General features: G+C 66.8%; 2 protein-coding genes. One reads left to right on the top strand and one right to left on the bottom strand.

The window, feature by feature from the left end; all coding sequences use genetic code 11:
• Window positions 1–604 (top strand): TraB/VirB10 family protein (locus tag QZX93_RS18015; protein WP_295394810.1); only part of this gene is annotated, 604 nt, incomplete at its 5' end.
• A 163-nt stretch (window positions 605–767) separates the two neighbouring features.
• Here QZX93_RS18015 and QZX93_RS18010 read toward each other — a convergent pair.
• Entirely contained in the window at window positions 768–2,303 is a 1,536-nt protein-coding gene (locus QZX93_RS18010) for a CHAT domain-containing protein (RefSeq protein ID WP_295388369.1), read from the bottom strand.
• Window positions 2,304–2,427 lie beyond the last annotated feature (124 nt).

Below are 2,427 nucleotides of genomic sequence, written 5' to 3'. Positions count from 1 at the left end.
CACCGGCGTGCTCCTCAACGGCCTGGACGCCCCCACGGGGCAGGGCGCCCGGCAGCAGCCGACCCCGGCCCTGGTGCGGATCAAGCACGACGCGCTCCTGCCCAATCGGTTCCGCGCGGACGTCAAAGAGTGCTTTGTGATCGTCGGCGGCTTCGGGGACCTCGGGTCGGAGCGGGCCTACCTGCGTGCCGAGACCTTGACCTGTGTGCGCATCGACGGCGGGGTCATCGAGGTCCCGCTCGACGCCTACGCGGTCGGCGAAGACGGCAAGGTCGGCATCCGCGGCCGGCTGGTGAGCAAGCAGGGCGCCCTGCTCGCCAAGGCGTTACAGGCCGGATTCCTCACCGCGTTCTCGAAGGTGTTCACCCAGGTCCCGGCGACGCCGTTCAGCAACGCCGCGACCGGCGGCCAGGTCCAGTTCCAGTCCATGTTCACCCCCCAGGCGGCCGAGGCCGGCTTTGCCGGTGGGGTCGGCGGGGCGATGGACAAGTTGGCCGACTATTACATGAAGATGGCGGAAAACACCTTCCCGGTCCTTGAGGTCGATGCGGGACGGGGGATTGAGCTGATCATCAACAAGGGTACGTCGCTCAAGTTGAAATAGGGTCGGCAACGCAGCCCCGGATTCGGCTCATAGTTCCCTTGATCTCATTGCCACTGGCCCGGGACGTTACCGACACTATCCGCGGGGGTTTCTCAGGCGAGCAGGGCTACCAGGTCCGCCCCCGTCGAAACGGATGTGTCCTCGCGTAGGTGGCCTAGTCGGCCTAGGGCTTAGTGCGCGCGTCGTTTTCCACCGGCCGCCCTGCCTGGAACCGAAGCTCCGGGTCGCCATAGAAGACGTAAGCCAGATAGGTCGGGTCTCCGGTCTCGCGGAAGTGGGTCCGTGTCTGACGCAAGGCCTCGGCCACGCTCGCCTCCCCGTTGCGCTCCAGGTGCCCAACCAGCTCCGCGTAGAACCGGATCGCGAATGCGGCGGCACTGCGGTCCGGCAGGGGCCACAGTCCCCCCACGAAGCCGCTGGCGCCGGTTTCCAGTACCGCCGGGGCCCAGCCCTCCACGAAGAAGCCGACGGGGCGGGCCTGGCCGATCTCGCAAGCATTGAGGAACACAAAGGGATGCGCGCTCGATTGCTTGAACAGTGCATGCCAGGCGAGCGGGTCCAGGTCGCCGTCCTCCAGCTTGATGTGGTACTGGCTGGCCGGTGCGTCCGCGGCGGCCTCGCCATGACCTGCGAAGTGGATGATTCCCCGGGGGCGCTGAGGGTCTTGGCCCAGGTCGCGCAGTGACTCATAACGGGCGTCCAGGCGCCGATAGCCGGTAAACCGGGCAAGCCCTCGCAACTCGTCAGATACGGCCGGCAGGCCCTGTACACCGGCATAGTCCGGTGCGATGGCAATCAGGTCCCGCAAGACCTGCTGCTGATCCGGGCTGCGCAAGACCCCGGCCGTGCGGTTCAGGTGCCAGCGCCCGATGCGAAAGGCGATCCCTAGAAAGTCGTCGGTCCTGTCCTTGCGGCTCGGGCGCATCAGCTCCCAGGGGACCAACGGTTGGTTGGTGATGATCTGGATGGAGTCGAAGCGACCGCCCAGGCGCTCGCGCAGGTCCCAATAGGCGTTCTGGAAGACCGCCGGGGCGAAACGGCGGTAGGCGTCCTCACCCAGACTCTGCATCCGGTCAATGGCCCGCCGCGGGTCTTGGTCCTGTCCCTGCTTGCCATCTGACCATTGCACCGGGCGTCGCGTCGCGTCTTTGGTCGCCCCCAGATCCAGGGCGCGCAACCACTCCTCCAGCCCGTCTGCGGCGGGCAGGGCTGCCGTCACGGATTGCTGGTAGTGCGAGTGGATCGTCACCGTGCCCTCGCCGCCGGTGCCGGGGGCCGGATAGTTCAGGAAGACGGTCAAGTCCGGGGCCTCCTTGTCGATGATGCCGATGGGCGCGGGTGCCGACTGGTGCGTCGGCTTAGGCTCAGGCCGAGCGAGGCCGGGCGCCGACTTTGAAAGCAGCGGCTGTGGCGCGACTGCCGCGATGGCCGCGGGGCTCGAGCTTGATTCGATCTGCGATGGGACCGCCTCGGACTCACGAGGTTTCTCCGGCGCAACGGGCGGCCGATCCGCGTAGACGGTCAGGTCCCTGGACACCTGGCCGACAAAGGTCTCCCGATGCCAGAGCGTGATCTGGATCTGCCGCTGGGCCTGGGCGGCGTCGATCGACTTGGGCGTGAGGCGAAAGCGCGCAATGTCCGAGTCGCCTGAACGCGGGAGACGGATGGTGCGGCTATCCGGCCCTTCGGAATGTGTCAATGAAAATGAGACACCGGGGTGTCGAATTTAGTGTTGCTCGGGAGGCTCTTGGATCTCGGTTAAGCCTGCGGCCGGCGGGTTGATCCAAACCTCTGCGGGAGGCAGCTTGGGTGTCGGCGGTGTG

The sequence above is a fragment of the uncultured Thiodictyon sp. genome, assembly GCF_903946935.1.
Lineage (GTDB): Bacteria > Pseudomonadota > Gammaproteobacteria > Chromatiales > Chromatiaceae > Thiodictyon.
This window is presented reverse-complemented; position numbering and strand designations above follow the sequence as displayed.